Below are 24,590 nucleotides of genomic sequence, written 5' to 3' on the forward strand. Positions count from 1 at the left end.
TTCAAAAGCAGGAACATTTACCAAGTTTTTTTTGAATGATGCCGTGTGTTTTCGCACAATCTATCCTTACAAGGAGGTGAAAACACATGGCAAACAACAACAGCAACCAAATCCTTGTTCCTGGAGCGGAGCAAGCTATCGATCAAATGAAAATGGAAATTGCTCAAGAGTTTGGTGTCAATCTTGGTGCTGACACAACTTCCCGTGCAAACGGATCTGTTGGTGGTGAAATCACCAAGCGCCTTGTATCAATGGCACAACAACAAATGGGTGGCGGACAATTAAGATAACAATCTTATAACGTATGGCTATGGAAGCGGGCTTTGTCCCGCTTCCTTTCCTTTTATTTAGCGATAAGAAAGGGGCTGCGTTTAGTGTAATGAAATAGTTCTTTTTGATATTAAATTTTCTTATTATTTTGTATAATAATAGGCGAATAAAAAAAGGGGGAGACCATAGTGGATAAAGTGGATCGAGACAGCTTGATCGCTCCGGAAAACTATAACATCATGCTGGAAATGGAACGATTTGCAGATCAACAAAAGCGAATTGCGATTCAGTGGGAAAATGAAGAGGGAAAAGAGCAAGAAATTACGTATCCCGAGCTGTTGAAAAAGGCGAATAAAATTGGAAATGTTTTCCTCCAATCCGGATTGAAAAAAGGGGATACAATTCTCGTGATGATTCCGCGGCTAATTGAAGCATATGCTGTTTATATGGCGGCTCTTAAAGCCGGCATCATAGTGATTCCAAGCTCAGAAATGCTCAAAACGAAAGACCTGGAATATCGAATTGTCCATGGAGACGTAAAAGCAGTTGTCACATATTGTCCTTACGTTGAGCAATTAAATCAATCAGAGTATGCTGGTCGTTTGAAAAAGTTTTCTGTTGGCGGGGAAGCCCCAGGGTGGCAGCACCTTGAAAAAATGATGGAAAGCGCCGGAGACGAAATGAAAATTGCTCCTACCACAAGAGAGGATACGGCATTTTTATCCTATACTTCAGGGACGACCGGCAATCCGAAAGGCGTTGTACACACGCATGGATGGGGTTATGCCCATTTGCGGACAGCCGCGCCCAATTGGCTATGCATTGAAGAAAATGATGTTGTTTGGGCGACTGCAGGTCCAGGGTGGCAAAAGTGGATTTGGAGCCCCTTCCTTTCGGTTCTTGGAACAGGAGCCACGGGGTTCGTCTATCATGGAAAATTTGAACCGGAGAAGTACTTGGCTTTAATGGACAAATATCATGTGAATGTCCTTTGCTGTACGCCAACGGAATATAGGCTGATGGCTAAAGTGGATCAGTTGGATCAATACAAGTTGGAGCATTTACATAGCGCCGTTTCTGCGGGAGAGCCGCTAAACCGGGAAGTAATTGATGTGTTTAGGAGACATTTCAATATTGATGTCAGGGATGGCTACGGGCAAACGGAAAACACGCTCCTTGTAGGAATTACGAAAGAGATGGAACTCCGTCCAGGTTCGATGGGGAAACCGACACCCGGCAATATCGTTGAAATTATTGATGAAGACGGGAGTCCATGTGTGGTTGATGAAGTCGGCGATATTGCCGTGCACCGAAATTCACCGGCTTTATTTAAAAAATATTATAAAGATCCTGAAAGAACAGCGATGCAATACCGGGGCGATTACTATATTACAGGGGACAAAGCGCGAAAAGATGCCGACGGGTATTTTTGGTTTGAAGGGCGCGGTGACGACATTATCATCAGTTCCGGCTACACGATTGGTCCGTTTGAAGTCGAAGATGCCCTCATCAAGCACCCCGCGGTCAGGGAGTGTGCGGTTGTGGCCAGCCCAGACGAAATCAGGGGAAATATCGTAAAGGCCTACGTAGTATTGAAAGAACAATATGAAGATAGTAAGGATCTGATCGGTGAATTACAAGAACATGTGAAGCAGATGACCGCTCCATACAAATATCCAAGGGAAATTGAGTTTATTGACGAACTGCCTAAGACAGTTTCAGGAAAAATACGCCGGGTTGAGCTTCGGAAACGAGATCAGGAAAAAAAACAATTCAATAGTTAGTCTTTCAGAAAATGCATCTTATATAGCCAAATTTCTCAAAATCGGATATAATGAAAATATTTCGAGAAACTAAATATCGGGAGAAATTGGCCATGACTAAAAAAGAGCAAGGCGGCGTTTTTTATGGAACTGCCGCCTACTTTATGTGGGGGATCTTACCTGTTTATTGGAAACTGCTGGATACTATTTCGGCGCAAGAATTATTGGCGCACCGGGTCTTTTGGTCTTTTTGGTTTATGCTTTTGTTAATGGTTTTTAGCAGAAAGTGGAATTTTTTTATGAAAAATGCAAGGGAAGTGATCCGTCGTCCCAAAACGATACTTGCCTTTTTCGCTCTTTCTCTCTTGATCAGCGCCAACTGGTTTATTTTTATTTGGGCGGTCAATGTGGGAAAAGTAGTAGAAACAAGCCTGGGTTATTATATTAACCCGCTTATCAGCATCGTTTTAGGTGTTGTTGTATTAAAAGAAAGGCTGGCGAAAATACATGTCATTTCCTTTTTTCTCGCTTTGGTCGGAGTACTTATTTTGACTTTTGCCTATGGGCAATTTCCGTGGATATCATTTGCTTTGGCTTTATCGTTCGGAATATACGGATTGATTAAAAAAATGGTTGTAATGGATTCAGCTTCGGGGCTGACCATTGAAACGATGTTTGTCATGCCTGTAGCGCTTATCTATTTGGCAGTCCTTGCTGTTAAAGGGGGCGGCTCTTTTTTGTCCGGTTCCTGGAGTGTGGATCTTTTACTTGTGGGATCGGGAGCTGTCACCGCTTTGCCGTTGTTGTTTTTTGCAAAAGGGGTACAGAGGATCCCACTTTATCTAATGGGATTTTTGCAATACATTGCGCCATCCCTCATGTTGATACTCGGTGTGTTCCTGTATAAGGAACCTTTTGGAACGGTCAGGCTTGTCGCTTTTACTTTTATATGGGGAGCGCTCGTCCTATTTTCCCTGTCCTCCGTTAAGTGGACACATGTGCGACAGCGCGATAAAACGGCATAACATCCTTACAAAAAGGTTCTTTTGACTTTTTCCCAAAAAGAATTGTTTTTCAGTTTGACTGTTTTTATATAGCGGTCGCTTAATTGAATATCAACTTCTTTCACATGCTGGATGCTAAGAGCCTCATTGTCCATGCCCATTGTCGGATATTCATTTCCGCCTTGGGCTATTTTCAAGGTCAACGTCCTGTTTTTGCTTAATATGAACGGGGATCCGAGCGTTCGATAGCGATTGCTGTTAACGGACGCCATTTCACTTACTTGGAGACAGGGCAGGAGCGGGTCGACAACGGCTCCCCTGACTGACTTGTTATATGCGGTGCTCCCTGTCGGTGTAGCAATAATCATCCCGTCCCCGCGGAATGTTTCAAAATGAAAGCCGTCTATAAACACGTCCAGTACAAGTGTTTTAATGATTGTGGAGCGAATGGTAAATTCATTCAAACAATAAAAGGAGCCTTCTTCATCAATATCCACTTTAATGACAGGATATTTTCTTACCTCGATTTGCTCCATTGTCATCGCATCGATCATTCCGTGGAGATCATCTATTTGAAAGTCGCAATACAGACCGCGGAAGCGGTCGTCATCAATTCCGACATAAAGAGCATCTTGACGGAATCCTGTTTTCCGAACGGCTTGCAGGAAAGTCCCGTCTCCCCCAATACTGGCAATAATGTTGGCTTCACGAGCGTTTTCAACGATTGTAAAGCCGTGTCTTTCTGCCGTTTCATGAAGAACGGCTATTTTGGCGCTCGCTGCCTTGTCGTTTTGATAGAAAATATGCTTATAGAAAAAGTATATTTTTTTCCGGACCATTTGGTAAATTCTCCCTTCGCCCATTTCACTTTCTTCATGTTCCTTATTTTGATAAAGTTTATCATGAAAGTGAAACCCTTTAAAAGCTTTATCCGTATGTATCATTGGAAGGAGGAAGTCGAATGAATGGAAAAAGGTGGGCCGCACTTGGTATTGCGGCGGGTATATTTTTTGTGTCCATTATAATGAACATGGCCAGTGCTTTTTTCTTTGGCGATTTTAAGAAAATGTTTAAGGAAAATTTTCTGGCAACCCAGACGTTCAGCGAAGAAGTTATGGAGTCTGGAGATCCCATGAAGCGGATTGCTGTTTTAAATGTGGATGGGGTTATTCAGGATACAGGTGAAGCACCTTCCTTCATGTCGGAAGGATATTTTCACAGAGACTTTATGAAGCAATTAAATCAGGTTAAAGACGATGACAGTATCAAAGGAATCGTTCTCAATGTAAACACCCCAGGAGGCGGTACGAAAGAGTCGGCTGAAATTCATGACAAATTAGTCGAAATTCAAAAAGAGACGAAAAAGCCCGTTTATGTATCGATGGGCTCTATGGCTGCATCTGGAGGATATTATATATCAGCATCTGCTGATAAAATTTTCGCAACTCCTGAAACGATCACCGGTTCTCTCGGTGTGATCATGCAAAGCTTAAATTATAGCGAATTGGCTGATAAGGTCGGTATCGACTATAAAACGATCAAAAGCGGCAAATTTAAAGATATTATGAGTCCGTCGAGAGAAATGACAGATGAAGAAGCCCAGATCCTTCAAAGCATGATAGAAAACTCGTACAACGGCTTTGTCAAGGTCATTGCTGATGGGCGGGGCATGTCTGAGGACGAAGTCCGGAAAATCGCCGATGGCCGCATATATGACGGTTATCAGGCGAAGGAATTAAATCTGATAGACGAGTTCGGTTATAGTGAAGATGCGATTGAAAAGATGAAAAAAGACCATAAACTGCAAGGTGCCGAAGTAATTCGATTTACTTCCGACGCCGGCTTTGGATCGTTTTTCAGCGTGGCAGCCCAAAAATTATCAGGAACATCTGGGGTAAATGAGCTTCTCCACGCCTTGAATCGTCCAAATTCACCGCGGCTCATGTATTTATACACGCAATAAGGGAGGTGGCAATGAATGGATGAACTGCAACCTGACAAGACGGCAGCATGGGAATATGGCGGATTTTGGATGCGGTTTTGGGCTTATTTACTTGACTTGCTTGTGATCGCCGGTATCAATGGCATCTTAATCAAGCCGATTTTTCGCCTTCTCGATCTTTCATTAGACGCGAGTGGGATTTTTACACCCATTAATATCACAACGGCTGTCGTATTTTATGTATATTTTATTTTGATGACAAAGTTTTTTGGCCAGACACTTGGAAAAATGGTCTTTGGATTAAAAGTCGTCCCCCTCAACGATCGGGAATTAAGCTGGACAACGGTTATTTTTCGGGAATGGATCGGACGTTATATTTCTGCCACTTTTCAGATCTTGTATGTAATAGCCGCTTTCACGCCAAAGAAACAGGCACTGCATGATTTGTTTGCCGAGACAACCGTTATACACGAGCGTTCCAACACGATGAAACCTGCCTATGAGTAGGGCAAGGTTAGATTCTAACTGCATAGGAATTGCTCAAAAAGAACGAGTTAAATCGAAATATGGGCTAGATGAAAAGTGGATGGAAATTTTTTCAAGTTGCAAGTAATCGTAAAAATGGATTGTAATTCCAAAGCCGCGAGTAACTGGTAAAAGTGGCTAGTAATATCCAAAGTCTCGAGTAACTGGCAAAAGTGGCTAGTAATATCCAAAAAGTACGAGTAACTCAAAAAAAGTGGATAGTAATTCTTGCAAGTTGCAAGTAAGTCGCACAAGGTAATTCCCACAAGTTGCAAGTATAATTTGCAAAATGGATCGTAATTTCCAAAGTCTCGAGTAAGAGGATGCGCAAATCCCACAAGTAGGGCGTAACTCACAAAAGACGATCGTAACGCCCGAACGTCGATATGAAATGGGAAAAAATATAAAATCTCTCCAAAACGGCGAATGGATTTGCCGTGCTTAAGCTTTCGAGGGTTTTTCAATAACCTGCCTATAAAGAGGCAGGTTTATTTTTTTTTTCATACGGCAAAACTGATGCCGGAGGTAGCTTATGGGTACGGTTTTGATTACAGCGATGATGGTGGCAGGCTTGTTGGTCATTTTCATCCTGTTATCCAATATAAAAGTTTCATTACAGTTGAGCGCGGATGTTTCCAAGTGCATCTTATCCATTCAAATACGTTTTTTATACGGACTCATTCGGATCAATAGAAATGTTGATCTTAAAAAGCTTGCTGAAAAGTTGAAAGAAAACAAAACGGCGGAAGAGGTTTTTCGTTTCCGGGAAAAAATAAAGGATGAAGCCAATGTTGAAAAAATGAAAGGGATTAAGTCTTTTTTATGGAAGCAGTTTCCGAAGATACAAATTCACCGGTTCGTTTGGCATTCCAGCGTCGGCTTGAATGATGCTGCCGCAACAGGGGTTTTGTCCGGTGCTGTTTGGGCTTTAAAAGGGACGGCTTCCGCCTGGCTTAAAAGCTTATCCTGCATGAAATGTGAGCCGGAAATCTCCCTTGATCCTTCTTTTCAATCCTACTCAGCGAAAACGAACCTTTCATGTATGGTATCGATCCGGACAGGAAAAGCTATATGGACGATACTGCAACTATATTTACAACGGAAAAAGTTACAAAATGGGAGGACAGATGATGGAACATCCAATCAAAGGTGTAATGACAACGGCCATGGAGAATCTAAAGGAAATGATCGATGTGAACACGATCATCGGCGATCCGGTTGAAATTCCTGATGGCGGTGTGATTTTAACAGTTTCTAAAGTAGGGTTCGGGTTTGCCATGGGAGGAAGCGAATTTTCGGCAGGAAGCAAATCGGGAGGAGGTTATGATGAGGAGTCGACAGACCTGCCGTTTGGCGGTGGAAGCGGCGGGGGAGTGTCCATCACGCCTATTGCCTTTTTGGTCGTCAATTCCGATGGCGTCAATATGCTTCACCTTGAACAGAATACTCATCTGCTTGAAAAAATGATGGATATGGCTCCCGCGGCGATCGAAAAAGTCCAATGGTTTATGAAAAACAGTCAATCTGCCAAGAACAAGCATTCTTCCGATGAAAAACATGACCAAAAGGATAAAAGATTGGATTATCATATTTAGTTTTTTTCTGGCATCTTTTTCCTTGCCATTTCGAATAAAATCCATCATGATGGGAGATATAATCGACAAGGGGGAATGTTTATGCCAGCAGTGACATTTGGCGGCAATCCGGTTACACTTGATGGAAATCCAGTCAAACCGGGAGATGCAGCACCTGATTTTACCGTTTTGGCCCAAGACTTGTCAGAAGTGAAGTTGAGCGATTTTAGCGGCGTGCGCGTCATCAGTGTTGTTCCATCCGTGGATACGGGAGTATGCGCGGTACAAACAAAACGTTTTAATGAAGAAACAGCCCTTAAAAATGCGACTGTTTTAACCATTTCTGCAGACTTGCCGTTTGCCCAAAAACGATGGGCCCAGGAAAATGGCCTTGACGACGCCAAGATTTTTTCAGACCACCGTGACCTGTCTTTTGGACAAGCCTACGGGGTTGTCATAAAAGAATTCAGGCTTCTTGCCCGCAGCGTATTCGTCATCGACAGCAATAATCAAATAGCTTATGCAGAATATGTCAGTGAAGTAACCAATCATCCTGATTACGAAGCTGCCATCGAAGCAGTAAAAAATGCGAAGTAACAAGATCTAATCCCCGGTAAGGGGATTTTTTTCTTTCACGGCAATGACCTTCTAAGTCAGTGGCCAAATTGAAAATATATTAGCGAAACAGCAAATCCTTGTTAACAAGACGTTGCAAAGATAAAATAAGTAAGAGTAGTTTGTCGCGGGAGGTAGAACGTTGAAAACATTTCCAATCGAAAAGTTGTTTGAAGTGATCAATGAAACAACTGAAATATTACAAGAAGAATTAAAGTGCACCTATTTGGAAGCTCTTGCTGAAACAGGGGATAACCTGTTTCACCAAAAGGTTATGCAAGCTGAACTGAGCGAGCTGACTGAAAAAAGATTGGCGAAAAAGTATTCAGAGATTCAGCTTTCAGCCTACCATAACGAAGAAATCCGCAAGGCATACCAATTTGCCATTTTAAAAGGTATGAAGAACCATGTCCAGCAAAACCATCAAATGACACCGGACACCATCGGATATTTTATCAGCTATCTGCTTCCAAAATTTATGAATGGGAAAAATGAAATTCGGCTTCTCGATCATGCCGCCGGGACAGGCAACTTACTGACAACCATTTTAAATAAAAAAGCACCGGACGTGAACATGCATGCTTATGCCGTCGAGGTAGACGATATTTTGATCAGGCTGGCATACACCGGAGCAAATCTGTTGATGCATCCGATCGAGTTGTTCCATCAAGATGGGCTTGGCCCTTTGTTGATCGATCCGGTTGATGCCGTTGTCTGCGACTTGCCAGTGGGCTACTATCCAAATGATGAACGAGCTGCGGAATTTACTTTAAAAAGTGATGAAGGCCATTCTTATGCCCATCATCTCTTCATTGAGCAGGGACTTAACTATACGAAGCCGGGAGGATATTTATTTTTCCTTATTCCAAACGATTTGTTTGAAACAAAAGAAGCGCCAAAACTGAAGCAATTCTTAAAAGAAACAGCTTACATTCAGGCAGTCTTGCAATTGCCGTTTTCCATGTTCGCGAATAGTCAGGCGGCAAAGAGCATCTTTATCATTCAAAAAAAGAAACCTGGGATTAAGCCACCCCAAGAAGTGCTCTTGGCTGCTCTTCCAAAGCTGTCCAATAAAGAAGCATTGGACAAAATATTGGTTAAGATGGAAAAATGGTTTCAGGAAAACAAATAAAATAAACAGACCGCTAAAGGATGATTTTTATTGGCTAAAGTAATTGCTGTTAATGCGGGCAGCTCTTCGATTAAGTTTCAGCTTTTCGATATGCCGGAGGAGAAAGTGATAGGGAAGGGGCTGATAGAAAGAATCGGCCTGCCCAACGGTCTGGTGGCCATGACGATTGAAGGAGAAAGGCTGAAGGAAAAAGCAGATATTCCCAATCATGAAGCGGCGATAAAGCTTTTGCTTGACCGTATGATGACGAATGGGGCGATTAACTCCCCGGAAGAGGTGGTCGGGATTGGCCACCGGGTTGTGCACGGCGGAGAAATCTTTCATGATTCAGTGCCCATAACACCAAAAACGTTAGAAAAAATGGAGCAACTGATAGAACTTGCTCCATTGCATAATCCGGCCAATATTGTCGGGATAAAAGAATGTCAAAAAGCCCTTCCCTCTGTGCCGCAGGTTGCTGTTTTTGATACGGCATTTCACCAAACTATGCCCGAAAGCTCCTATTTATACAGTCTTCCATACGAGTATTACCAAAAATATGGTATTCGAAAATATGGCTTTCATGGAACATCGCATAAGTATGTATCACAGCGGGCGGCTGAGCTTCTTGGAAGGCCCCTTGAACAGCTTCGCCTCATTTCCTGCCATCTTGGAAATGGAGCGAGCATCGCCGCCATCAAAGGAGGAAAGTCGATCGACACGTCGATGGGGTTCACGCCGCTCGCCGGGGTGACGATGGGAACAAGGTCAGGAAATATCGACCCCGCGCTAATCCCCTACTTAATGGAAAAAACAGGGAAGTCAGCAGACGAAATCTTGGATATTTTAAATAAAAAATCCGGTCTGCTTGGTGTTTCCGGTTTTTCAAGCGACCTTCGCGATATTGAATTGGAAGCAGGCAGAGGAAATCACCGCGCAGAACTGGCATTGGACATATTTGCTGACCGTATTCATAAATACTTGGGATCTTATGCCGCCCGCATGTCGGGGGTGGATGCGATCATTTTTACCGCGGGAATCGGGGAGAACAGCGATGTGATCCGCGCGAAGGTGTTAAGCGGCCTTCAATTTATGGGGGTGTATTGGGACCCGGATTTAAATAAAATCCGCGGCAAAGAGGCTTTTCTAAATTATCCGCATTCGCCGGTAAAAGTTCTTGTCATACCGACAAATGAAGAGCTCATGATTGCGCGCGATGTAATGCGTCTAGTAATTCACTGAATCTATTTTTTGTGTTTTTACTCTTACTTTTTTATACTTAAGAATAAAACGATGAAGGGATGATTGCAATGGATTGGACAAAAAGGGAAGCAGTCGTTTGGGAAGAGTTGCAAGAATGGCGGCAATCAATGTTTGAACATGAACCGACCGATTTTGAGAACGCATACGATAAATGGATAGACCAAGTCTTTTCATTATTGCCTGATTCATTGCAAATTCAATTTTTTGAAAAAGTGGATGGATGGCTTTTCCATTTAAATTCATTGCTTCGGGGATCGCAATTGCAGTCCGAAGCGCCTGAAAAAATCTTGAGTGTTGCCAGGTCAATGAGCGGAGACATCGAAACATTAGCCGATTTGAGAAGGCTTTCTGTAGACAAGCTGACGTATTTGGCAGAACAGCAGGCGGCAAGACACAGATTATACTCCCTCATCCAAGGCGGTATGACCGGGTCAGGGAAAGCCATATGGGTGAGCAGCGATTTTCTGGCCATGCTCGTCATTAACCTGCGAGCCATCCAGTTGACCGCGATGTCATTCGGTTATAATGTCCAGTCCCCCGCCGGCCTCCTTGAAACATTGAAAGTATACCACACAGCCATTATGCCGAACCGCCTTAAAATGTTCGGCTGGGAAGATCTGATGAACGACTTGAAAAAAGAGGGAGAGGAATATTACTACGACATTCCCGAACGAGTGACGGACCAGTCTTGGATTGACGAGCCAATGAAACAAGTTTTAAAAACAGCGTTGATTGTCATGTTTGCCAAGAAAAAAATATCCGGCCAGCCGCTTCTTTCCATGATGATCGGTGCGGGCATCAACTACAGGACGACTAGAAATATTACTGAATTTGCTTTAAAGTATTACCAATATAAACATTTGCTTCAAAAAGGCGGCGGAGAACTATGAGTGTCCATGAGCATAAAAAAGAAGCGCCGCGCTCAGTCCGCTGTGCCGTTATCACAGTCAGTGACACAAGAACGGAAGAGACGGATAAAAGCGGAAAGTTAATAAAAGAACTCTTACAAGCACACGGGCATTCTATTGAGTATTATGAAATGGCCAAAGATGACGGAGAGACTATTCAAGCGGCATTCGTCAATGCCATCCGGCAGCCAGAAGTACAAGCCGTCATTGTCAATGGCGGGACGGGAATAGCCAAACGAGACGTCACGATTGAAACGCTCGTTCCGTTATTTGATAAAGAAATTGTCGGTTTTGGCGAGCTGTTTCGAATGATCAGCTATACGGAGGATATTGGCTCTGCTGCCATGCTGTCAAGAGCGGCGGCAGGCGTATGCCAAGATAAAGCTGTATTTATCACCCCTGGATCAAGCGGTGCCGTCAAGCTGGCTATGAAAAAATTAATTTTGAACGAATTGGGACATATCATCAGGGAAATACAAAAATAATGGCAGGGACTACCCGATTTTTCGGTGAGTCCCTGTTATTATTTTTATACATAATGATGAATAAGTATTGTACAATAGCGAAATGTGTGTTATTATCTCTTATATTAAATGATTAATTATAAACATTCATGTATAACTATACACCCCAAACGGAGGTTTTTTGTGTGAAAAAGAAAGTTGTTCTCGCTTATTCCGGAGGGTTGGACACCTCTGTTGCAGTAAAATGGTTTATTGATCAAGGATATGAAGTTGTCGCCTGTTGCCTCGATGTCGGCGAGGGAAAAGACTTGAATTTTGTAAAAGAAAAAGCTTTGACAATGGGCGCTGTTAAAAGCTATATGATTGATGCAAAAGAAGAATTCGCCAATGAATATGTGCTTCCCGCACTTCAGGCGCATGCTTTGTACGAGAACAAATATCCGCTCGTTTCCGCTTTATCCAGACCGCTAATCGCGAAAAAGCTTGTGGAGGTGGCTGAAAAAGAAAATGCGGATGCGGTGGCTCACGGATGTACAGGAAAAGGGAACGACCAGGTCCGTTTTGAAGTTTCCATTAAAGCGTTGAACCCCAACTTGGAAGTATTGGCGCCTGTCCGTGATTGGAGCTGGTCCCGTGAAGAAGAAATTGAATATGCAAAAGAAAAAGGTGTCCCCATTCCAATTGACTTGGACAGCCCGTTCTCCATTGACCAAAACCTTTGGGGAAGAAGCAACGAATGCGGGATTTTGGAAGATCCGTGGGCCGCACCTCCAGAAAATGCGTATGAATTGACAGCAGCATTGGAAGATACGCCGGACACACCGGATGTCATTGAAATTGAGTTTGAAAAAGGCGTACCAGTTGCGGTTGACGGAAAAAAATACCCATTAAGTGAATTGATCCTTCACTTGAATACGCTGGCCGGAAAGCATGGTGTCGGCAGAATCGACCATGTTGAAAATCGACTTGTCGGCATTAAGTCCCGCGAAGTGTACGAATGCCCCGGAGCCGTTACTCTACTAACCGCCCATAAGGAATTGGAAGACTTGACCCTTGTAAAAGATATCGGCCACTTCAAACCTGTGATCGGCAAGAAGTTGACAGAACTTATTTATGATGGTCTCTGGTTCTCACCGCTCACACCGGCACTCCAAGCATTCTTGAAAGAAACACAGCAATATGTCAATGGGACGGTACGCGTCAAGCTGTTTAAAGGACATGCGATCGTTGAAGGCAGAAAATCACCGAACTCGCTTTACAATGAAAAACTTGCTACGTATACAGCGGATGATGAATTTGACCAATCTGCCTCTGTCGGTTTCATAAAGCTCTGGGGATTGCCGACGGAAGTGCACAGCACGATCCATAAAAAGGATAAAGTCCAACAATGAAAAAATTGTGGGGAGGCCGCTTTTCCAAGACGCCAGAGCAATGGATCGAGGAGTTTGGGGCCTCCATCTCCTTTGATCAGCAATTAGTTTTGGAAGACATTGACGGTTCGCTCGCACACGTGAAAATGCTCGGTAAAACAGGCATTCTTTCACAAGACGAATGTGAACAGATCCAAGCCGGCCTATTGAAACTGAAGAAAAAAGCGCAGGCAGGAGAATTGGAATATTCCGTTTCCGAAGAGGATATCCATTTAAATATTGAAAAGATGCTCATTGAAGAAATCGGGCCGGTCGGGGGCAAGCTTCATACGGGAAGAAGCCGAAACGATCAAGTGGCAACCGATATGCATTTGTACTTGAAAAAGCAAGTCAAGGTCATCATAGCGCATATAAAAGAATTGCAGGCGGCTCTAGTAACACAGGCAGAAAAAAACGTGGAGACCATTTTACCGGGTTACACGCATTTGCAAAGAGCGCAACCTGTCTCTTTCGGTCATCATTTATTAGCCTATTTCTGGATGTTGGAGCGAGATAAGCAACGGTTCGAAGAGAGCTTGAAAAGAATCGATATATCGCCGTTGGGAGCCAGTGCGTTGGCAGGGACGACTTTTCCGATTGACCGCCACTATTCGGCGGAAATGCTCGGCTTTTCCAGTGTATATGAAAACAGTATGGATGCTGTCAGCGACCGTGACTTTATCGTGGAATTTTTGAGCAATTCGGCCTTGGCCATTACTCATTTAACGAGGCTGGCCGAGGAAATGATTCTATGGTCGAGCAAAGAGTTCAGCTTTATTGAACTTGATGACACGTATGCAACGGGAAGCAGCATCATGCCGCAGAAGAAAAATCCCGATATGGCAGAACTGATCAGGGGAAAAAGCGGAAGAGTGTTCGGAAATCTTATTTCCATGCTGACGATTTTAAAAGGCTTGCCACTGACATATAACAAGGATATGCAAGAAGACAAAGAAGGCATGTTTGATACAGTCCATACAATGGTCGGTTCATTGAAAATCTTTGCCGGAATGGTTGAAACGATGGCGGTAAAGGCAGATGTTATGAAAGAAGCTGTCAATCAGGATTTCTCGAATGCGACCGAACTGGCCGACTATTTGGCGGCCAAAGGCATTCCGTTCCGTGAAGCGCATGAAATCGTTGGAAAGCTTGTTCTCTACTGCATTCATAAAAACTGTTATTTATTGGATCTTTCTTTGGAAGAGTTCAAGGACGCTTGCGATAAAATTTCCGATGATGTTTATAACGTACTGTCACCGATCGAAGCGGTAAGAAGAAGAAATTCCTATGGCGGTACGGGATTTGAGCAAGTAAAAATACAATTGGAACGAGCTAAGAAACTCATATAAAAGAGCGTTTCCCGTAAGGAAGGGATAACGCTCTTTTCCTGGAACAACCGCCTCGGCGTCTTTGCTGAGATGGTAATATGCTCTGCTTGATTGCCGTTTCTGCAATGTTTTCAATGCGGTATTCAACGTTGTTCTTTACCAGATTTCGTTGGTTGAAATGCTGTTTCTTCGCAATTTGTTAGGCATTGCCACTAAGGCTGCGCGTCTTGCGTTTTTCTTATGATTGTTCAACTTCCGTTCTAACGACCAGGACATCACATTTTGCGGAACGGGTGATGTTCTCAGAGACGCTCCCGATCAACAGGCGTTCAACCGCGTTAAGGCCGGTGGCGCCACAGACGATCAGATCAATATTCAAGTCTCTTGCCACTTCTTTTGAAATAACGACTTTAGGAGACCCATGTTCAATCATCGTATGTACATTCGAAAGACCTTCGGATTCGGCTTCTTTACGATAGCCTTCGAGCAGTTCTTCGGCATAGGCCCTTGCTTTTTCCGCCATCGTTACATCATAAGCTTCGATAGCACCATATGACCGGGTATCCACAACATGGATAAGGTTCAGCTTTGCGTTATTGTTTCGTTTGGCAATTTGTACCGCTTTTTTAAATGCCCATTCTGCCTGTTTTGATCCATCAACTGCAACGAGAATGTTTTTATAAGATAATTCCATTTTGAAACGCCTCCTTTTTTATTATTTTATCATTTATATACAAATATTTCTCTTTTTTACGATATTGAAACATGAAAACTTTACGAACAAAAAAAGAAAATCCAATATGGACGTTTCTATATGCGAAATAAAAATAGGGCAATTTTAAATAATACAAATAATTGTATTGATTATAAAACGATTACAAGCTATCATTTTATAATGTGATCATACGAAATTTCATCAAGATACGACAGTATCAAGAGGAGGATCTATACTGATGTATTCTATAAAAAAATCTTTTATGGCCGTTTTGGCCGGATCTGCCCTGCTTTTGGCAGCCTGTGGGGGAGGCGGCGGAGATACCAAATCGGGAGAATCGAAGGATGGGCAAAAATCGGGAGATAAAAAAGTGTTGAATGTTGGTACAGAAGCAACCTTTATTCCTTTTGAATTTATGGAAAAAGGTGAGGTAACCGGATTTGATGTGGACTTGCTAAATGCGGTTGCCGAGGAAGCTGGATATGAAGTGAAAATTGAAAATACCGGATGGGATGCCATGCTCGCGGGATTGCAGGGCGGACAGATTGACATCGGCATGGCGGGAATCACGATGACAGACGAACGTAAAAAAACATATGATTTTTCGAAACCGTACTTTGAATCCATCGGTATGATTGCTTTTAAAGAAGGAGCTGATATTAAAAGCGCTGAAGATATAAAAGGCAAGAAAATTGGCGTGCAAAATGGGACGACGGGACAATTTAACGCGGAAGAAGTTGTAGGAGAAAACTCCCCGGATATTTCCAAATACGAATCTGCGGCACTTATGTTCCAAGCATTGCAAAGTGACAATGTGGATGTCGTCGTAACCGACAAAGCCGTTGCAGAAGCATATAAGAAGAAATATCCTGATAGCAACATTCAAACAATTACTGATGACAAAGCATTTGCCATTGAGCATTATGGGATTGCCTTCCAGAAAGGAAGCGAATTGAAAGCCGAGTTTGATCAAGCACTTGATACGATATTGGATAACGGCAAGTACGCCGAAATTTATAAAAAATGGTTTGATGGTGCAGAGCCGGATATAGAAGCTCTACGTAAAGCGGCGAAAGAATGATTACATGCGGCTGTCCATTAACTGATGGATGGCCGTTTTTTCAGTTAAGTATGTAACGGCCGATTCGAATCGTAACAAAGAAAGGTGAAAACCATTGAATATTCGCTTTGACATTATTACTGAATATATTCCATTCTTTTTAAAGGGTACTTTATTAACCTTGGGTCTGACATTAGCAGGGACTTTGATCGGGCTCATTTTAGGCTTGATGATTGGATTGGGAAAAATGGCCAATTCTGCTGTCGTTCGCTTTCCTTTCGTTTGGTATATTAACTTTTTCCGGGGAACTCCTTTCCTGGTGCAAATATTTCTGATACATTTCGGGGTTGTACCACTCTTTATGACACCAGCCAATCCAATCGTATCAGCTATTATTGCCCTTTCTCTGAACTCTTCAGCGTATATTGCGGAAATCTTTCGCGCTGGAATCCAGTCGATTGACAAGGGGCAAATGGAAGCGGCGCGTTCTCTTGGCATGAGTCATAACCAAGCGATGAAGCTCGTCATTTTACCGCAGGCCATCAAGCGGATGATCCCTCCTCTTGGAAATGAATTTATTGTGTTATTAAAAGAAACATCATTGGCGGCCATTATTGCTGCGCCTGAATTGATGTATTGGGGACGAGCGGCTCAAGGTGCCCATATGACCGTATGGGAACCATATATTACAGTCGCCATCATTTACCTCATCCTCACACTTTCTTTAACACAGCTCATGAACTATATTGAAAGGAGAATGAGGACCGAATGATCTCTGTAAAAAACTTAAAAAAATCTTTTGGGGACAATGAAGTCCTCAAGGATATTTCTCTTGAAGTAAAGCCTCAAGAAGTGGTCGTTGTCATCGGGCCGTCTGGTTCAGGGAAATCTACATTTATTCGTTGTTTAAATCTGCTTGAATCTGTAACGGGAGGACAAGTGATCGTTGACGGAAAAGACTTGACAAATAAAAAAACGGACATTAATGAAGTCCGCAAAAATGTCGGTATGGTCTTCCAACACTTTAATTTGTTTCCCCACAAGACCATTTTAGAAAACATTACAATGGCCCCCATTCATGTAAAAGGACTGGCAAAACAGGAAGCCGAACAAAAAGCAGTCGATCTGCTGGCCAAAGTAGGCCTGTCCGATAAAGCTTCCGCCTATCCCGATTCACTCTCTGGCGGACAAAAACAGCGAGTGGCCATTGCCCGGGCTTTGGCCATGGAGCCAAAAATAATGTTGTTTGACGAACCAACATCGGCTCTGGACCCCGAAATGGTCGGCGAAGTCCTGGAAGTCATGAAGCGGCTTGCAAAAGACGGCATGACCATGATTGTTGTCACACATGAAATGGGCTTCGCGCGTGAAGTCGGAGATCGTGTGATTTTTATGGATAACGGCTATATTGTCGAAGAAAATGACCCCTCTGAATTGTTCAGCAATCCACAGCACGAGCGGACAAAAGCATTTTTGAGCAAAATATTATAAACATACAGGCGGAAGAAAATAAATTGTTTTCTTCCGCCTGATTTATTGTCTTGGATGCCGTTTCCCTGGACCATCATGGTATAAAATTACTTTTTATGGAAAATCCGGGCATGCCGACGCGCCCTCCAATGGACCGATTCAATGCACTCGTGGCAGCGGGGAAATTTATTGATGAGCTTCGGCAACTGCCCAAGCAGGTAAGTTCATCTGCAGTCGCAACTATTGGAATAATATCCGTCGAACCCTATGGAACAATGTGATTTACGAAGAGGTCACTCTGTTTGTGGATATTCGTGATATATTTGAAGAAAAAGAGAAATGGTAATGGAGGTAAATGTTTCATTCGTTGATAATGCCCATAAGTTAAAAAATTGACATAGAACCTTTAATTATTTAGAGTGCGACCAAAAGAAATCCTTTTACAACTCTGCTGCATGGAGATTTCAATCCACGCGCTCATATAGGTATTGTCGATCTTTTATAAAAAACATAATATTTTAAAATTTGTGCAGGTTTTTTCAATAATATGTTGAAGATACTTTAGTACAACAGGTTATCCATAAACGCTTACTTAATAAAAAAGCACAACCATATCCAGAAATTAGACATACTGCTTTTAACGGAATGGATTTGCCTATGCCTGCTAGGGCGGATTACCGTGAAGTGCCTAAAGAAAAGAGAGTGGACCCATTAACTAGTGAAGAAAGAGGGCAATATATTAAAAGATTTATTGATACTTACAAAGATCCTAAATGGGATTGGAGTAAATATGATATTCACCATGTAGTCCCAATACAATATGGAGGGGATCATAGTTTTGATAATTTATTTCCGTTACCTAGAGATATACATCAACAGGTAGTAACTCCTTGGTAGAGAGCTTACTAAAGTTCAAGGAGGGGGTCTATAAATGTTAATAAAAAAAACCTTAGATAATTTGAAACAACAACTAAAAAAAAATAACAACAGATTAGAACTTATTTTTTCCAAAGGTAAAGTCATAACCGTAGGTTGTAGTTTTAATCCTCCAGCAGATCCAGAAGCTTTAAAGCAGGTTCAGGAAAATAATGACTGGGATATACCAAAGGATTATGAAGCGTTCTTATTACAGCATAACGGGGCACAATTGCTTCAAGCGTATCTTGGTGATATGAACATTGGCGGAGGCTTAATATTGTTTTCGTTAGATGAAGTCATCCAAGCTCATCAAAATCTTTCTATGGATCACATGTTTTATCCGATTGGCATGGTAAGTGAAGAGTATCTTATGGTGAAAAATAACAAAAATACGCCAAACTATCTTTATATTGAATATTTAGACCCCGCACCATTAAACATGAATCTTGAATTATTTGTTGACCGGTATATCGTTTCGAGTGGTGATATCTTTTGGGAATGGCCGAGATTGGATGCAATCAATTACTATAAGTTTTATTCAACATTCAAATGAACAAAAGCGTCTCATCACTATTTTGACATAGCGATGATCGGGATTTTTTAACACATATAGGGGCTGGGACATAAGTTGAAAGCTGATTCATATTCGTAAAAATCGTCAGAATAAAACCGCGTGAAATCAAGGTTTTAGGGGGAACCACCCTTTTAAACTTGATTCCATGCGGTTTATTTCATTTTTACAGGGTTTTTTCACGGCCCTTTTGCTATTGTATTTGCTTCTGCCCCAGTCCCGTTGTTTTCGCCGTATTCCATCCTAGCTTTCTTGTAAAAAGAGTAAAGCTGCCCTGCGATAAATTTCCGTCATGATCACAAGGTCTTCCACTTCGACATATTCATCTATTTGATGGGGAATTTCGCGGTCGCCCGCTCCAATGGTCACAATGGGGATGCCTTCCAAGTGTAAGAATGTTCCATCCGTTGCTCCCGGAACTCCATTGTACGTGGCGGGTTTTTTTAGCACTTCTGTCACAGCTTGGGATACACTTTTGACAAGCGGATCATCGATGGGTGTTTCGGTCCAAGGACGATCTTCGATGACTTCATAGGTTGCTTTAAAATCTGGATCATCTTTTACCAAATGGTCAAATATGGCTTGGATCTTATGTTCCAGTTCCTTATGGTTTTGGCCAGGAATTGTTCGGATATCTAAGGTCGTCATGCATTCATCGGGCATTACATTGATTTGTGCCTCCCCGGCAACAGGAGCTTGCAAGATGGTAGGGGTGATGCTCGGATATCCCAACATGGGATGTTTTCCGAGACGCTGTTTCTCTTTTTCCTCAAGCGTATGCAGCTCACAGATGATCCGTGCCATCCGGAGATTTGGATTAATACCGCTTAAAGGCATGGCCCCGTGGGCCATTTTTCCATATGTTCGAATAATGACTCTCATGGCTCCTTTTTGGGTGATGCATACTTCCTTATCCAAAGGCTCACAAATGATGGCCCCATCAACGTCTTTGGCCCAACCTCTCTTAATAAAGTCTTTAATGCCAATCATCATGCCTTCTTCATCACAAGGAATGCACAATATGATTTTGCCGCTCCAATTTTCTTTTTCTTCATGTAGGGAAAGTCCGGCGATCATCATGCAGGCCAGATTTCCTTTCGTGTCATTTGTGCCTCTGCCATACATTTTTCCATTGATAATCTCCGCTCCAAAAGGGTCGTATGTCCATGAACTGTTCTTACCTTCCGTTACAACATCGGTATGACCTTCGAACAATAACGTTTTGCCAGGCTTTCCAGAATCAATGATTCCTATGACATTTGGTCTCCCCGGCTCTACCTCTTCTATGTGGACTTCCACTCCGTTCTTTTTTAAATAATTGTAAACGAAGCGGGCAACCCTTTCCTCATTCCCGTCTTTTTCTCCGGGACGATAAACACTTGGAATGCGCACAAGTGCTTGTGTTAATAAGATGACTTCCTCCGTTTCACTTTTCAATATGCGGTTGGTCGTTTCTGCTTTTTTCATTTGCCCACACCCCTTTGTAAATGTTCATCGGTTTGATTTGAGGTATATTTGTTTGTCAGGAGACTGACAATGACAAATCCAATCAAAGACATGACTACAGGCAAGGTCACTGAGTGCATTCCAAGGGGCTGGGGATAAAAAGTATCAAATAAAATATAAGAGCTAATGCCAATCACCATGGAAGTCAAAGCGCCATATTTATTCGCTTTCGTCCAATATAAGCCAAGAATGAGCGGCCAAATGAAAGCTGCTTCCAATCCGCCAAATGCGAATAAGTTCAGCCAAATTAACAGGTTGGGGGGATCCAAAGCCATTAAAAATACAATGATCCCGAGAATCGCCGTAACACCAAAGCTTAATTGTTTTACCTTGGCCTTCGTTGCCTTCGGCTCTATATAGTTTAAATAAATATCCTTTACGATCGTTGAGCTGACAAGAATCAAGAGCGAGTCAACGGTCGACATGATTGCGGCCAGCGGGGCTGCCAGTACAATTCCGACGAGCCAGGGAGGCAACACTTCCATTGCCAACAGCGGCATCACTTTGTCCCCGACCTCGATTCCGGGAAGAATGGGTCTGGCAAACACACCGATCAGATGCATATTCAGCATAATAAATCCAACGACGATCGTTCCGACGATGATGGCCCTATGCATGGATTGCGTACTTTTATAGGCCATTGCCCGGACACTTATTTGCGGGAGCGCAACGACTCCCACGCCAACCAAGATCCAAAAAGACGATACATAGGCCGGTGTAAGGGAAGCTTCAACGCCAAATGGGGTCACCAAGTTTGGATTTTCCCTCGTTAAATCAGCTATAATATTGGAAATTCCGCCGCCGGCAGCAATGGTTGCGATCAAAAGGATGAGCGTCCCAAACAACATGATGACGCCCTGAACCGCGTCGGTTAAAGCCACTGCCCGGAAACCTCCGATGATAACGTAAATAATGACCGAAGCGGCAAAAATGGCCAATGAGGTGAAGTAGCCCATTCCGGTAATCGACTCTATGAGTCTTGCGCCGCCCACCCATTGGGCAGCCATCGCGGAAAACAAAAAGATGATAATGCTGAGAGCAGAAATGATAACAACCCACGGACTTTTATATCTTTCCTTCATATAATCCACCATCGTAATGGCTTTATATTTTCGGGCCATGATAGCAAACTTTTTGCCCAAAATCATGAGGACAAAATATCCAGTAACTACTTGGGTCATCGCCAGCAACACCCAACCAAGCCCTTGGGTATAGGCCACACCGGGACCACCGATAAAACTGCTCGCGCTTCCATATGTAGCAATCATCGTCATGGCTAAGACAAAGCCGCCTAATTCCCGGCCTCCAAGAAAATACTCCTGCAAAAAATTGTTTGAAGATCTGATAGAGCGGCTGGACCATATTCCAATGGCAAATATGATGATCACAAAGCAGGCGAGAGAAACAATAATGGCCCAGTTCACTTTTGATCATCCTCCTCGACATCCAGGCTCACATCAACAAACCAAAATTTCACTACAAGGGTCACCAATACGGCCATGACAATAAAGCCCAGTACACAACTGTAAAAAAACCATGCAGGCAGGCCGAAAACATACTTGTATTCTTTTAATGGCTTACTGCCCAATCCATATGCAAAACCGTACCACCAAATAAAATTAAAAATGGCTAGCGCAACTCCGATTAGCGCTTCACGGTGGGCAATTTTGAAGCGGGGATCGGGCTTGTTTGGAGAATCTGTCCCCATTCATCACTCCTCCTTCTTTTTTGATCATGGAACGGCTTTATAAGCCTGCAAGATCATTTATTCTTTTTAAATTAAAAAAACAAAAGCATTTAGGATGAGAGAGTCACTTTATAAAGGATGATACTTTCCGCTAACCCCGTCAACCATTAATCTAAAATCGTCTTTTCCGATCTGTTTCGCATCCACAATCCAATAGGGGCGGTAAAATAATAATTGCTTTTGCAATGTGACTTTTGGAGTTAGCAGCACCTTTATTTTAGTGGACAGGGTACGAAATATATAGTCTTCGGCGATTTGGACCGCTCGATGTTTCTGAATGGTGCTGGGAAGAAGGCGTTCAGCAGAAACGGTCTTGATCTGAAATGTTGGGGCTTTATCAGCCAGTGCGGCAACGCCTGATATGCCATCAACTGTACTGCCGATTATTCCTTTCAAAGGTGATAATGGATTTTTTCTGGCAAATGAGTGTTCAAAAAATAAGTATGGGTAATATAATAACTCATCAACAGAAAAATGGAGAGAAGGCTGCAAGTTCTTAAAAGACCGGATTGTATCTTCTTTCGAAATCTCTATCTCTTGTGTGTATATTTCTTTTTCCATCGTCTTATTCCTTCATCAGATTTCTTTCTGCGAGAAAATCGGAAACATTTTTTGTTTCCGGGCTTAGATCACGGGCAATGTTTTTCTCAATATTAAGCGGTATTTGTCTATTTCCTTTCGCTTTTTCAAAAGCATCTTGCATGGGCTGCGAAGGTTTTCTCCCAAACTGACTGCCGATCACCATGCCTAAAATAGAGATGACCAATCCAGCCAAAAACGGGTGAATAGCCGTTGCTCCTTCTAACCCCATGGAAGTCCAAATGATGTTAGTTGTTCCCCCGCCGATCATGGCACATAAAGCACCTATATGGTTTGCTTTTTTAGAATATACGGAAGCTACGTATGGAACAAGGAAGCTGTTTCCAAGAGCACCAAAGGCAAATATAACGAGTGTAAAGACGGAGGGAGGTTCATATATAGCAACAACCACCCCGATTATTCCGGCTAATAAAATACATACTCTCGAAACAAGGATCATTCTCGGCTGGCTTGCCTCCCGATGAATAAACCGTTGATATATATCCCGGGAAAGGATCGTCCCGGCTTGCATTAAGATAGAGTCGGAAGTGGACATAATGGCAGCCATTACAGCTGAAAGCAAAATAGCGGCAAAGATCCCTGGGAAGTACGTATACGCAAGTGTGGGGATCACCATTTCAGGGTCTGAAAGGTTTGGCAGCATGACGATTCCAATTAACCCAAGTATATAAGGGGTAAAAATAAACATTTGATTCCATAGAGCCGACCACATGATCGCGCCTTTCACCGTCTTTGTACTTTCCATCGACATATGGCGCACAACGACATGAGGCAATCCCATATATCCGATCGAATAGATGAGTATGGCTCCCAAGACAACTCCCCATTGTCCATAATACGCCAAGTCTTTCCCCCATATGCTGAGATAAGTGGGATCTATGGCAGCCAACTTTTCGTTTAATGCCGATAACCCTCCAATATGCGCGAGAGCCACAACAAATATCGCTACAACGCCAAGCACCATAATAATTCCTTGGATAAAATCAGTCCAGACAACAGCGAGATATCCGCCGGTCACAGTATAAATAATAATAACACTTACCCCAAGAATAAGAGCAATTTCATAGGAAAGTCCCGTTAAAGTTGACAACGCCTTTCCTGAGGCGATAAATTGGGCAAATACGTATGCGAATAAAAAAACGATGGAAATAATGGAAGCCACTATTCTTACCGCCGGGCTTTCGTACCTTTTCTCCAAATATTCTACAGGTGAAAGGGCACCGAGTATTTCGGACATGCGTCTCATGCGCTTTCCCAAAACAGAGAGATTAATAATCGAACCGCCGGCATCCCCTATCGCATACCATAAGGCGTACCAGCCTTGTTGAAAAGCCAGCGCGGGGCCGCCCATAAACATATATCCGCTCATAGCAGTGCTTTGCATTGTTAAAGCTGTTACAGCAGGTCCCAATTTTCTACCGCCCAAAAGATATTCATCCACTGATTGCGCGGCTCTACGGGAAAAATACAAACCAACTCCCAGTAATCCTAACAAATAGATCATAAAAACGATCAAATCCGGTTTCATTTTTTCGCCCCCGACTCATCATTATTCACTCTTGTCTTCTGCTTCATCTTCTTTTTTTAATTTGTTATACATAAAGAAAGCCAAGCTCAACCAAATAAGCGGCCATGGCAGCAGCAACCAAAAAGTTTCAGGCGGTAAATGAAACATCCATTCTCCTCCTTGGGTGAATTTTGCGAGCGATTTCATTTTGGTTTTATACATGTATACGGATGATGATTACTGATCATTCAAAATTTCAAACGATCGGAAGTAAAAACATCACATAATATTTTATAAATTGAGATAATTTGAAAGTATAG

Annotated in this window: 27 protein-coding genes; 19 read left to right on the plus strand and 8 right to left on the minus strand. The window is 42.7% G+C overall.

Annotation, left to right across the window (positions count from 1 at the left end; genetic code table 11):
• The first annotated feature begins 86 nt into the window (after positions 1–86).
• The 3 genes from MHB50_RS04385 to rarD all read left to right on the plus strand — a co-directional run bounded on the left by MHB50_RS04385 (position 87) and on the right by rarD (position 3,058).
• Positions 87–290: an alpha/beta-type small acid-soluble spore protein gene (locus MHB50_RS04385; RefSeq protein ID WP_077110810.1), complete on the plus strand. Its 204-nt coding sequence runs from the start codon at positions 87–89 to the stop codon at positions 288–290.
• Between the two features lie 177 nt (positions 291–467).
• Positions 468–2,054 (plus strand): acyl--CoA ligase, encoded by a 1,587-nt coding sequence (locus MHB50_RS04390; RefSeq protein WP_077110866.1) that lies wholly within the window; start codon positions 468–470, stop codon positions 2,052–2,054.
• 92 nt (positions 2,055–2,146) lie between these two features.
• Positions 2,147–3,058, plus strand: a complete 912-nt coding sequence (gene rarD / locus MHB50_RS04395; protein ID WP_340084907.1) for an EamA family transporter RarD — start codon at positions 2,147–2,149, stop codon at positions 3,056–3,058.
• 5 nt (positions 3,059–3,063) lie between these two features.
• Here rarD and MHB50_RS04400 read toward each other — a convergent pair whose 3' ends face one another.
• Entirely contained in the window at positions 3,064–3,876 is an 813-nt protein-coding gene (locus MHB50_RS04400; protein WP_077110868.1) for an NAD kinase, read from the minus strand.
• Positions 3,877–3,998: 122 nt separating this feature from the next.
• Here MHB50_RS04400 and sppA point away from each other — a divergent pair, with 122 nt between their 5' ends.
• The 11 genes from sppA (at position 3,999) to argH (ending at position 14,197) form a co-directional block, all read left to right on the plus strand.
• Positions 3,999–5,000: a signal peptide peptidase SppA gene (gene sppA, locus MHB50_RS04405; protein ID WP_339162172.1), complete on the plus strand. Its 1,002-nt coding sequence runs from the start codon at positions 3,999–4,001 to the stop codon at positions 4,998–5,000.
• Positions 5,001–5,015: 15 nt separating this feature from the next.
• Positions 5,016–5,486, plus strand: coding sequence for an RDD family protein (locus MHB50_RS04410; protein WP_077110816.1), 471 nt, complete (start codon positions 5,016–5,018; stop codon positions 5,484–5,486).
• 550 nt (positions 5,487–6,036) lie between these two features.
• The gene (locus MHB50_RS04415; protein ID WP_077110818.1) at positions 6,037–6,726 is read left to right on the plus strand and encodes a DUF2953 domain-containing protein; all 690 of its coding nucleotides are present in this window, start codon (positions 6,037–6,039) and stop codon (positions 6,724–6,726) included.
• Complete coding sequence (gene ytfJ / locus MHB50_RS04420) at positions 6,632–7,099, plus strand: GerW family sporulation protein (protein ID WP_077110819.1); 468 nt, start codon at positions 6,632–6,634, stop codon at positions 7,097–7,099. The genes MHB50_RS04415 and ytfJ overlap by 95 nt, the downstream gene beginning before the upstream one ends.
• Before the next feature lie 81 nt (positions 7,100–7,180).
• Positions 7,181–7,675 (plus strand): thiol peroxidase, encoded by a 495-nt coding sequence (tpx, locus tag MHB50_RS04425; RefSeq protein WP_340084909.1) that lies wholly within the window; start codon positions 7,181–7,183, stop codon positions 7,673–7,675.
• Positions 7,676–7,835: 160 nt separating this feature from the next.
• A complete protein-coding gene (locus MHB50_RS04430; protein ID WP_077110823.1) occupies positions 7,836–8,825 on the plus strand; it encodes a class I SAM-dependent methyltransferase in 990 nt (329 codons plus the stop codon).
• Positions 8,826–8,855: 30 nt separating this feature from the next.
• A complete protein-coding gene (locus MHB50_RS04435) occupies positions 8,856–10,046 on the plus strand; it encodes an acetate kinase (protein WP_339162179.1) in 1,191 nt (396 codons plus the stop codon).
• Positions 10,047–10,114: 68 nt separating this feature from the next.
• The gene (locus MHB50_RS04440) at positions 10,115–10,957 is read left to right on the plus strand and encodes an EcsC family protein (protein ID WP_340084910.1); all 843 of its coding nucleotides are present in this window, start codon (positions 10,115–10,117) and stop codon (positions 10,955–10,957) included.
• Positions 10,954–11,460, plus strand: coding sequence for a molybdenum cofactor biosynthesis protein B (locus tag MHB50_RS04445; protein WP_077110829.1), 507 nt, complete (start codon positions 10,954–10,956; stop codon positions 11,458–11,460). Before MHB50_RS04440 ends, MHB50_RS04445 begins: the two co-directional genes overlap by 4 nt.
• Positions 11,461–11,588: 128 nt before the next feature.
• Positions 11,589–12,830 (plus strand): argininosuccinate synthase, encoded by a 1,242-nt coding sequence (locus MHB50_RS04450; protein WP_077110830.1) that lies wholly within the window; start codon positions 11,589–11,591, stop codon positions 12,828–12,830.
• Complete coding sequence (argH, locus tag MHB50_RS04455; protein ID WP_077110832.1) at positions 12,827–14,197, plus strand: argininosuccinate lyase; 1,371 nt, start codon at positions 12,827–12,829, stop codon at positions 14,195–14,197. The genes MHB50_RS04450 and argH overlap by 4 nt, the downstream gene beginning before the upstream one ends.
• A 217-nt stretch (positions 14,198–14,414) precedes the next feature.
• On the opposite strand, the gene MHB50_RS04460 is transcribed toward argH, so the two are convergent.
• Entirely contained in the window at positions 14,415–14,870 is a 456-nt protein-coding gene (locus tag MHB50_RS04460; protein WP_077110834.1) for a universal stress protein, read from the minus strand.
• A 259-nt stretch (positions 14,871–15,129) separates the two neighbouring features.
• Here MHB50_RS04460 and MHB50_RS04465 point away from each other — a divergent pair, with 259 nt between their 5' ends.
• The 5 genes from MHB50_RS04465 to MHB50_RS04485 all read left to right on the plus strand — a co-directional run bounded on the left by MHB50_RS04465 (position 15,130) and on the right by MHB50_RS04485 (position 18,892).
• A complete protein-coding gene (locus MHB50_RS04465; protein ID WP_077110836.1) occupies positions 15,130–15,972 on the plus strand; it encodes a basic amino acid ABC transporter substrate-binding protein in 843 nt (280 codons plus the stop codon).
• 94 nt (positions 15,973–16,066) lie between these two features.
• Positions 16,067–16,723, plus strand: coding sequence for an amino acid ABC transporter permease (locus MHB50_RS04470; RefSeq protein ID WP_077110838.1), 657 nt, complete (start codon positions 16,067–16,069; stop codon positions 16,721–16,723).
• Complete coding sequence (locus MHB50_RS04475) at positions 16,720–17,442, plus strand: amino acid ABC transporter ATP-binding protein (RefSeq protein WP_077110840.1); 723 nt, start codon at positions 16,720–16,722, stop codon at positions 17,440–17,442. Before MHB50_RS04470 ends, MHB50_RS04475 begins: the two co-directional genes overlap by 4 nt.
• A 663-nt stretch (positions 17,443–18,105) precedes the next feature.
• Positions 18,106–18,318 carry an HNH endonuclease signature motif containing protein gene (locus tag MHB50_RS04480; protein WP_139345595.1) on the plus strand — a complete coding sequence of 71 codons (213 nt, stop codon included), beginning with the start codon at positions 18,106–18,108 and terminating at the stop codon, positions 18,316–18,318.
• 34 nt (positions 18,319–18,352) lie between these two features.
• Positions 18,353–18,892 (plus strand): SMI1/KNR4 family protein, encoded by a 540-nt coding sequence (locus MHB50_RS04485; protein WP_077110844.1) that lies wholly within the window; start codon positions 18,353–18,355, stop codon positions 18,890–18,892.
• Between the two features lie 261 nt (positions 18,893–19,153).
• Here the strand turns inward: MHB50_RS04485 and MHB50_RS04490 are convergent, their stop codons facing one another.
• The 6 genes from MHB50_RS04490 to MHB50_RS04515 form a co-directional block, all read right to left on the minus strand.
• Complete coding sequence (locus MHB50_RS04490; protein ID WP_340084911.1) at positions 19,154–20,377, minus strand: M20 family metallopeptidase; 1,224 nt, start codon at positions 20,375–20,377, stop codon at positions 19,154–19,156.
• On the minus strand, positions 20,374–21,840 hold the full coding sequence (gene panF / locus MHB50_RS04495) for a sodium/pantothenate symporter (protein ID WP_340084912.1): 1,467 nt from the start codon (positions 21,838–21,840) through the stop codon (positions 20,374–20,376). The genes MHB50_RS04490 and panF overlap by 4 nt, the downstream gene beginning before the upstream one ends.
• Positions 21,837–22,124, minus strand: coding sequence for a YhdT family protein (locus MHB50_RS04500; RefSeq protein ID WP_077110850.1), 288 nt, complete (start codon positions 22,122–22,124; stop codon positions 21,837–21,839). The genes panF and MHB50_RS04500 overlap by 4 nt, the downstream gene beginning before the upstream one ends.
• A gap of 108 nt (positions 22,125–22,232) precedes the next feature.
• Positions 22,233–22,724 (minus strand): hypothetical protein, encoded by a 492-nt coding sequence (locus tag MHB50_RS04505; RefSeq protein WP_340084913.1) that lies wholly within the window; start codon positions 22,722–22,724, stop codon positions 22,233–22,235.
• Positions 22,725–22,728: 4 nt separating this feature from the next.
• Positions 22,729–24,291: a sodium/proline symporter gene (locus MHB50_RS04510; protein ID WP_340084914.1), complete on the minus strand. Its 1,563-nt coding sequence runs from the start codon at positions 24,289–24,291 to the stop codon at positions 22,729–22,731.
• Positions 24,292–24,312: 21 nt separating this feature from the next.
• Positions 24,313–24,438 (minus strand): hypothetical protein, encoded by a 126-nt coding sequence (locus tag MHB50_RS04515; protein ID WP_268920976.1) that lies wholly within the window; start codon positions 24,436–24,438, stop codon positions 24,313–24,315.
• Positions 24,439–24,590 lie beyond the last annotated feature (152 nt).

The sequence above is a fragment of the Siminovitchia sp. FSL H7-0308 genome, from assembly GCF_037980985.1.
Lineage (GTDB): Bacteria > Bacillota > Bacilli > Bacillales > Bacillaceae_C > Siminovitchia > Siminovitchia thermophila.

Excerpts from the sequence above, each read along its gene's own strand:
- MHB50_RS04385 (WP_077110810.1), top strand. The coding sequence starts at position 87 with ATGGCAAACAACAACAGCAACCAAATCCTTGTTCCTGGAGCGGAGCAA.
- rarD (WP_340084907.1), top strand. The coding sequence starts at position 2,147 with ATGACTAAAAAAGAGCAAGGCGGCGTTTTTTATGGAACTGCCGCCTAC.
- MHB50_RS04400 (WP_077110868.1), bottom strand. The coding sequence starts at position 3,876 with ATGGTCCGGAAAAAAATATACTTTTTCTATAAGCATATTTTCTATCAA.
- sppA (WP_339162172.1), top strand. The coding sequence starts at position 3,999 with ATGAATGGAAAAAGGTGGGCCGCACTTGGTATTGCGGCGGGTATATTT.
- MHB50_RS04410 (WP_077110816.1), top strand. The coding sequence starts at position 5,016 with ATGGATGAACTGCAACCTGACAAGACGGCAGCATGGGAATATGGCGGA.
- MHB50_RS04415 (WP_077110818.1), top strand. The coding sequence starts at position 6,037 with ATGGGTACGGTTTTGATTACAGCGATGATGGTGGCAGGCTTGTTGGTC.
- ytfJ (WP_077110819.1), top strand. The coding sequence starts at position 6,632 with ATGATGGAACATCCAATCAAAGGTGTAATGACAACGGCCATGGAGAAT.
- tpx (WP_340084909.1), top strand. The coding sequence starts at position 7,181 with ATGCCAGCAGTGACATTTGGCGGCAATCCGGTTACACTTGATGGAAAT.
- MHB50_RS04440 (WP_340084910.1), top strand. The coding sequence starts at position 10,115 with ATGGATTGGACAAAAAGGGAAGCAGTCGTTTGGGAAGAGTTGCAAGAA.
- MHB50_RS04445 (WP_077110829.1), top strand. The coding sequence starts at position 10,954 with ATGAGTGTCCATGAGCATAAAAAAGAAGCGCCGCGCTCAGTCCGCTGT.
- MHB50_RS04450 (WP_077110830.1), top strand. The coding sequence starts at position 11,589 with ATGTATAACTATACACCCCAAACGGAGGTTTTTTGTGTGAAAAAGAAA.
- argH (WP_077110832.1), top strand. The coding sequence starts at position 12,827 with ATGAAAAAATTGTGGGGAGGCCGCTTTTCCAAGACGCCAGAGCAATGG.
- MHB50_RS04460 (WP_077110834.1), bottom strand. The coding sequence starts at position 14,870 with ATGGAATTATCTTATAAAAACATTCTCGTTGCAGTTGATGGATCAAAA.
- MHB50_RS04465 (WP_077110836.1), top strand. The coding sequence starts at position 15,130 with ATGTATTCTATAAAAAAATCTTTTATGGCCGTTTTGGCCGGATCTGCC.
- MHB50_RS04475 (WP_077110840.1), top strand. The coding sequence starts at position 16,720 with ATGATCTCTGTAAAAAACTTAAAAAAATCTTTTGGGGACAATGAAGTC.
- MHB50_RS04485 (WP_077110844.1), top strand. The coding sequence starts at position 18,353 with ATGTTAATAAAAAAAACCTTAGATAATTTGAAACAACAACTAAAAAAA.
- MHB50_RS04490 (WP_340084911.1), bottom strand. The coding sequence starts at position 20,377 with ATGAAAAAAGCAGAAACGACCAACCGCATATTGAAAAGTGAAACGGAG.
- MHB50_RS04500 (WP_077110850.1), bottom strand. The coding sequence starts at position 22,124 with ATGGGGACAGATTCTCCAAACAAGCCCGATCCCCGCTTCAAAATTGCC.
- MHB50_RS04505 (WP_340084913.1), bottom strand. The coding sequence starts at position 22,724 with ATGGAAAAAGAAATATACACACAAGAGATAGAGATTTCGAAAGAAGAT.
- MHB50_RS04510 (WP_340084914.1), bottom strand. The coding sequence starts at position 24,291 with ATGAAACCGGATTTGATCGTTTTTATGATCTATTTGTTAGGATTACTG.
- MHB50_RS04515 (WP_268920976.1), bottom strand. The coding sequence starts at position 24,438 with ATGTTTCATTTACCGCCTGAAACTTTTTGGTTGCTGCTGCCATGGCCG.